Genomic DNA, 6,819 nt, shown 5'->3' with positions numbered 1-6,819 from the left:
AGATTACATATAGAGAAAATTAAATAATTTTCAATATAATTATTAAAAATTTTGTTTATCCAAAAATAACGAAAGTATGGAGGGAATTCATTCAAAATAAGTACTGGATTTCCAAATAAGCTCAAAAATATTTATAATAAAAAAAACTAAAGACAACTATCTTAGGCTTGTATTTTTGTTTAAAATATTGTTTATATTTTAAATATTTTTTATTATACTTGGGAGTAATTAGATTCAATGTATTTAAATAATTAGAAAAGTTAAACTCAACAAGAAATGGGAATGAGGACAATAAGTGAACATCGAAGATACAATGTTAATTAAAATTAACGTTTCATATAGAGAAAACATGACAGCAGACGAATTAAAAAATGTTACAAGTATAAGTTGGGTAATTAGTCAAAGTAAACTTGAAGAAGGTAATATAAAATATTACTGTGCTGTATATAGAAATATAATTAAAGAGGTTTATGAATTAGTAGGTTTTGAACCTGATAAAAATGTTGGGAAGGACAAAAGATTTATATTACATGGAAGACTAGCCAAAGATGAAATAAGACTTAGATTAATTGATATGAATGTTCAAAGTATCCATAAAGGCAGTGGGAATCCAATAAAATACACAAGTCTTAACTCATTACTTAGTTTACCAATAGAAGGTGAAATAGAAGAGTACTTTGAAGTAAATAAGAACGAAATGCAAATTCCTTCAATAGATTTTTCAAGTGAAGTGAAAATGGATGATCTATATTTCGAAAATAAGGAACTAATCATTAAACAAGTGAAAATTGCGCTAAAAAAAGGAAAAAATATTATTTTAACAGGACCTCCAGGGACAGGGAAATCCAAAATGGCAAAAGAGATTTGCCGAAGCTTCGGTGTAGACTATAAAATGACAACTGCGACATCTGATTGGTCTGCTTATGAGACCATAGGTGGAAATCGGCCGAATTTAGATGGAACCTTATCTTTTAAACCAGGTTTATTCTTAAATTGTTTTAAAGAAGAGAAAACACTTATACAAAAAAATGATTGGCTAATAATTGATGAGATGAATCGTGCGGATATCGATAAAGCATTTGGAGCTCTATTCTCAGCATTGACAGGTGATCAAATTACTCTTAACTTTCAAGGGGATAGTGGAAATCAAATTACTGTACGTCCGGAAAAGGATATGGATAAGGTTTCTCTAAATGATTATGAATTTATTATTCCAAAAGACTGGCGCTTAATTGGTACGATGAATACCATTGATAAATCATCTCTTTATGAAATGAGCTATGCTTTTATGCGAAGATTTGCTTTTATACCAGTTGGCGTACCTAAATTAATTAATAGTGAACTTATTGATTATTATTTGCCTTTATGGGGGATTTTTGATTATTCATATTCTGAGACTTTAGCAAAGATATGGCGTTATATTAATCAATATCGTCAAATTGGTCCAGCAATTATCGAAGATATTTCAAAATTTACTGAAGAAGATGGAGACTTTACTTCTGCAGTAATCCTTTATGTTCTTCCACAATTTGAAGGACTTTTAGATACTGAAATTATTGAATTCATTAATAAACTAGAGAAAATAGAAGTTATAGATTCAAATCGCTTGTTAGAATTTGCAACCGATTTTTTCAATATTAAGGAGTAGTCAATGAAACTAAACACTGACAAAATTATTGAAGAAATTAGTGATTTCCTAGTTGTTTACTTGAAATCAGGAAAAGTAGGTGTGAATTCTTTTATTCGAAAAGCACATATTAACGTTAGTCAAATAGAACAATTAATAGACATCCATTTTCTAATGAAAAAAGAAGTTATAGAATATGTAAGACAATTGCCTATTTTGATTCGTCGTTTTAAAACTTCAACGGCATCATTAAATGAAACATATTATGGAGAAATTAGAGGTTCTATTAACTGGGGAAGTACAATCAAAAAACGATTGGAAAGGGGATATATAGATAAAACTGTATATTCATGTAACGAACAGTTACGCCACTATGATATTAAAGAAAACATTGTATTAAAAGGGTTTATACAACTTTTGTTTAATATGTTGGACAGTAAAAGTGGATTCAATAAATTTATGAAATACGAATGGTTTGCGGAATGGAGCGAGTTAAAGGTAAGTATTGATCAGATATATAATCGCAATATCTATCTTTCAAGAGTGTCTCTTGAGAGAGTTGGAATAAGTGACAGAATGTTATTGGAAACTGCGAAGCACCGAAACCCACTCTATCGAACCGCAGCAATACTATTTATTCAATATCGACAACTTCATAAGAATAAACTTAACGAAGAGGAAATTAAATCACTTTTACGGGAAACATTTGTTTTTCCAGAAAAGAAAGAAGTACTATTTGAACTATATTGGGCAATTCAATTAATTAGACAAAATAACCAAAACGTTACTCTCGAATTACTTGACGGACGACAAAATTTATTTGCAAGCTGGAAAGATGAGTTGTTTAATTACAGACTTTACCATGACTCAATTGGATCGGGAAATTTATCTTTCCTAATTCGTGTGAATGAAGCGTTGGAGACATATCATCCACTTGTAGAGCGGAAAATAAACTCGATGGTAAAAGCATCTTGCGTGGCAATTGAAGTATTTGGTAATTCTTTTAATGAAAAGAATTTATGGAGTGGTCGACCAGATTTAATCTTAGAAGTTAGTAGGAGGAACGATGATAAACTTGTAAAAGTGATCATTGGAGAAGTAAAGCACACTTCAAATGTAAATTATGCTATTACTGGCCTACGTGAATTGATTGACTATATGAATTTTATAAAAGAAAAGAATGGTCATTTTATAAATAGTACTGGAAATATAGAAATTAAAGGTATTCTATTTTTGGATCAAGTTCATGTTAAACAGCCAATAATGGAAGATGTGATGGTGGTTAATCATGGATATAAAGATTTAATAAAATTAAACTAAAGAATATATATTAACCTCAAATTCAGGAGAATAAAAAAAAGAAGACCTACTNNAGTAGGTCTTCTTTTTTTTAGAATAATACTGTCAAACTCTTAATTTAATCATCTATAGTGATATCATTAAAGCAATCAAGATCTGAAATGTGTTGTTTAGTACCATTAATAGCTATAAGTGATATTTGAAATTTATCTAACGAAAAGTAACCATAGGCTAGGCCTATGGTCAAAATGAGCTTACTATCCTTTAAATGAAATCCAAAATTGTTTTAAGTAATCCTTTTCAATAGCAATTTGTAGTTGATCAAATTCTTTTGAATTGCTATCAAGAACCTGTAGCAATGCTTTATTTCGTTCCTCTAGCCTTTTAATATCTTGTTCTAATGGCATACGATTAGACTTCTCAGAATTTTCCCCCTTATGGCAGTAAACTAAATTCCATAAGTCATTAGAAAACATATAAGACCACGGAATAACATGATCAACTGATAATTCATTTTCTAATATTTGTTCACCACAGTAAAAGCATTTACGTATTCCATCTTCAAATGATAAATCAATATGTTTATGAAAGTTTTTTAACGAAGATCTTTTGATTTTATCTTCATCAATTGCTCTTACTTTTCGAGAGATACGTGGACTATAATTAAAGCCTTCTAATATTTGTGTCCATCTGTAATTAATTACGGTAAATAAAAAATCACTATGAATTTTAAGTGATAGAGCATCTTGTTTAGTAAAATATACTTTTCCTTCATCACGGTCTAATTTATAAATTTCGTAAGCATTACTGTTAAGATTCATGAATCGCCAACAAACATCTTGTTTTAGAATTTTTATTATTCTTCTAATTGATACAAAATAATTATTAGTTAATCCAATGGAATCAAAATTTATCTTTTCAAATCTTATAGGTTGAACGGAGCCTTTTTTTATAAAATACTCATTAATTAATAGTTTAGTAATACTAACTATTTCAGGAGGTTTCTTTAAGTTTGCACTCTGTATTAAGTCAAAATATATAATCTGATTCCAGTAATATTTTAGGCAAAGCTCTGCAATATCTTTAAATTCAAATACAACTATATCCTTATTATAATCATCACTAACATCAAATGATAATTCAACTAATGCTTTCCCCCAAACCATTTTATAAGTATTATCAAAACTACAATTTAGTATTAAGCTATGCCATTGATTTACATAATCATTCATTTTATCACCACTAATATAAAGTTGTTACGGTCATTCAATATAGGACACAATTACTGTTTAGATGAACATTTTTTATTAATATTAAAAATAATGAAATAATTTTAAAGAGATATATATTATACTAATTATGTGGAAAAGGAGAGTTCTTTATGACTATAAAATATTATAACAAATTAGTGAGAGATAAAATTTCAGCCGTTATTACCAAATCAGGAAGTACATACGAGACGGAAGTCCTAGGTAAAAATGAATATTTACAAAAATTAAACGAAAAGTTAAATGAAGAACTTGAAGAGTTTTATAACGCAACACCTGAAGAAACTGTCGGAGAAATTGCCGATATTTTGGAAGTTCTTTATGCTTTAGCTGAAACGAAAGGTATTTCTATTGAGGAAATTGAGAAAGTTCGACTTCAAAAGAAGGAAGATCGTGGTGGGTTTAAAGATAGAATTCTATTAAAGCATGTAATAGAGGGATAATTTCTGATATTATGCAGATTCGATTACCGTTATTAGTATATGAAAAACTTGAATAACTTGTGGGAAAACGATTATTTCCAGAGAATCAGACAAAGGTTATTCATAAAAAACGTGAAAAAGTAAAACCACAAAATCCCTCATCTACTGTTATCATTATGAACTTAGTGAGGAAGGATATGACAAAGTAACCTATGTACAAAAGAGGATGTTGGTAATAAATAATCAATAAATATTGCTTTTATGTTGAATTTAAAAAATTAAAAAATTCCCAACCTATTCAATTTTTGGGTAGGTTTATTAAAGTTAGTAAATACTTCCTAAGTAAATCTGGTACATTTTTACTAAAATAACAAGACTTTCTATGCTAAACTTATAAATAGATTAAGAGATAGATTTGAAATATATAATCGTATTTATTTACTAAAAAAAAATAGATGGGAGTTATTACAAATGAAAAAACTTGTTATTGGTATTCTTACAATTGGATTTATTCAAAGTTATTCAATCATTTCAACTGATGATGCTAGTGCAGCAGTGAAAACATTTAAAAATTGTACTGAATTAAACAAAGTATACAAGGGTGGAGTTGCCCGTAGTGCATCCGTTAAAAATAAAGGCGGTAAAACTAAATATAAACCGTATGCATCAAAAGCTCTTTATGACGCTAATAAAAAAATGGATCGAGATAAAGATTTAATAGCGTGTGAGAGATAAGTTTAAGAAGTAAAAAATGTTGGTTCTAAAGAAGGAACTAACTATTTGAGACTGTTGGCAAACCTAATTTCATCGAGTTTGTCTACAGTGATTAATACTATGCTAAAGTATCAATGCAGTCTTCAAATTTTTGAAGACTGCATTTTTTATTTCCAAAATCTTCAATTATTTGTCACATTGATAATGAGTTTAATAGAACTTAGTATGTTAATATTTTCACAAGTTAGTAAATTTTACTAAAAGTATAAAACTATTTACTTACTTATTAATAAGGAGTGATGATCATGAATAATAAATAATTCTAAGAGTTGCATTATTTTACTAGTTCTAATTGGAGAATTTACCACATATAACAGCCTACAGTTTTTAAAAATAGGTTTAAAAAAGGAGGAAATGATGAGGAAAATTAAAATCACTTTTTTGGTTATATTTATGTTTTGTTTTTCATCTACAGTTAGTTATGCCTCAACTCATAAGATTGTAGATGAAAATATAGTACTAAATGTAAAACAAAATCTTTATTTAGAGATTCCAAAAGAAGGGGGCACCCCAGAAGAGATTGAGGAATTGAAAGAGATTTATGAGAGTGCAGGTTGGATTGTTGAAGGAGACTATTTTATTAAAGAGGCAAAACAAGAAAATGTAACTGTTGAATATGGTGATGATGTTTATCAGACATCTAGTGAAGGTAGTGTAGAGATACCGGTTACTGATAAACAAGATGATGAAATAGAAATACAAATAAATTCTGTTGGAAATGAAATGAATACTTATCTCGTTGAAGTAGACAGATCCTCTAGTACTGAGATAGTCCAAGACATTTACCTAGATGAAATAATTGCTGAAATGGGTAAAGCAGAACACGAACATAGTAATACAGCAAATAATTCATCAGTAAATACAGGAAAAGTATCAGGAGGTATAACCTACTCCCGTGGAAATATAGTTCATTGTAATAGATTCAATGGTTATTTAGGTGATGGGAAATATTATGATAAATTTGAGCACCCTATCTTAGCAGCAAAAAACTTTGTTCAAAGTGATTGTGCCGTGGCATTAATTTTTTATGATCATTGTTTAAGTGATTATGCAAAAATAATAAGTAAACGTTATTGTTCACTCAATACTTCTAATAACAAAGGAAGATGCTCAGTTCTTAGTAAGGTAGGTCACTCTAGAAAATACCACAGACATACAGGTTTTTTTAGCCCATCAAACTAGGTTGTAAGAGAACTAGGGGTTAGCCTTAAGTTCTCTTTTTATATAAGTTATTAAGGGAGCAAAAGACTTTATGAAATATCTAAAATTAAGCGTATTATTAATGTTTTCGATTTTATTTTTATTTTTATTTTTCTATTGGATTAAAGACTATTCAGCTAATAAAAAAGTAGTTGCTCAAGTAAATAATCGTGATTTAACTGAAAAGGAATTACAAAAGTCATTATATGAATTATATAAGGATATAACG

General features: G+C 28.8%; 6 protein-coding genes. 5 read left to right on the top strand and 1 reads right to left on the bottom strand.

The window, feature by feature from the left end:
- The first annotated feature begins 295 nt into the window (after window positions 1-295).
- The gene (locus CN514_RS06155) at window positions 296-1,648 is read left to right on the top strand and encodes an AAA family ATPase (protein WP_098231841.1); all 1,353 of its coding nucleotides are present in this window, start codon (window positions 296-298) and stop codon (window positions 1,646-1,648) included.
- A gap of 3 nt (window positions 1,649-1,651) precedes the next feature.
- Window positions 1,652-2,947: a hypothetical protein gene (locus CN514_RS06150; protein WP_098231840.1), complete on the top strand. Its 1,296-nt coding sequence runs from the start codon at window positions 1,652-1,654 to the stop codon at window positions 2,945-2,947.
- Between the two features lie 236 nt (window positions 2,948-3,183).
- Here the strand turns inward: CN514_RS06150 and CN514_RS06145 are convergent, their stop codons facing one another.
- Window positions 3,184-4,158, bottom strand: a complete 975-nt coding sequence (locus tag CN514_RS06145) for an HNH endonuclease domain-containing protein (RefSeq protein WP_098231839.1) — start codon at window positions 4,156-4,158, stop codon at window positions 3,184-3,186.
- Between the two features lie 149 nt (window positions 4,159-4,307).
- On the opposite strand from CN514_RS06145, the gene CN514_RS06140 reads away from it, so the two are divergent.
- The 3 genes from CN514_RS06140 to CN514_RS06130 all read left to right on the top strand — a co-directional run bounded on the left by CN514_RS06140 (window position 4,308) and on the right by CN514_RS06130 (window position 6,572).
- Window positions 4,308-4,637 carry a nucleoside triphosphate pyrophosphohydrolase gene (locus tag CN514_RS06140; protein ID WP_286141584.1) on the top strand — a complete coding sequence of 110 codons (330 nt, stop codon included), beginning with the start codon at window positions 4,308-4,310 and terminating at the stop codon, window positions 4,635-4,637.
- 450 nt (window positions 4,638-5,087) lie between these two features.
- Window positions 5,088-5,351, top strand: a complete 264-nt coding sequence (locus CN514_RS06135; protein ID WP_098231838.1) for an excalibur calcium-binding domain-containing protein — start codon at window positions 5,088-5,090, stop codon at window positions 5,349-5,351.
- Window positions 5,352-5,747: 396 nt separating this feature from the next.
- Window positions 5,748-6,572: a hypothetical protein gene (locus tag CN514_RS06130; protein ID WP_098231837.1), complete on the top strand. Its 825-nt coding sequence runs from the start codon at window positions 5,748-5,750 to the stop codon at window positions 6,570-6,572.
- Window positions 6,573-6,819 lie beyond the last annotated feature (247 nt).

It is taken from the genome of Bacillus sp. AFS001701, assembly GCF_002559405.1.
GTDB lineage: Bacteria > Bacillota > Bacilli > Bacillales > Bacillaceae_G > Gottfriedia.
The sequence above is the reverse complement of the archived record's forward strand: the minus strand, read 5'-3'. Positions and strand labels throughout refer to the sequence as shown.

What these genes read in the sequence shown, in the direction of transcription:
- CN514_RS06150 (WP_098231840.1), top strand. Translation starts at nt 1,652, where the DNA reads ATGAAACTAAACACTGACAAAATTATTGAAGAAATTAGTGATTTCCTA.
- CN514_RS06145 (WP_098231839.1), bottom strand. Translation starts at nt 4,158, where the DNA reads ATGAATGATTATGTAAATCAATGGCATAGCTTAATACTAAATTGTAGT.
- CN514_RS06140 (WP_286141584.1), top strand. Translation starts at nt 4,308, where the DNA reads ATGACTATAAAATATTATAACAAATTAGTGAGAGATAAAATTTCAGCC.
- CN514_RS06135 (WP_098231838.1), top strand. Translation starts at nt 5,088, where the DNA reads ATGAAAAAACTTGTTATTGGTATTCTTACAATTGGATTTATTCAAAGT.
- CN514_RS06130 (WP_098231837.1), top strand. Translation starts at nt 5,748, where the DNA reads ATGAGGAAAATTAAAATCACTTTTTTGGTTATATTTATGTTTTGTTTT.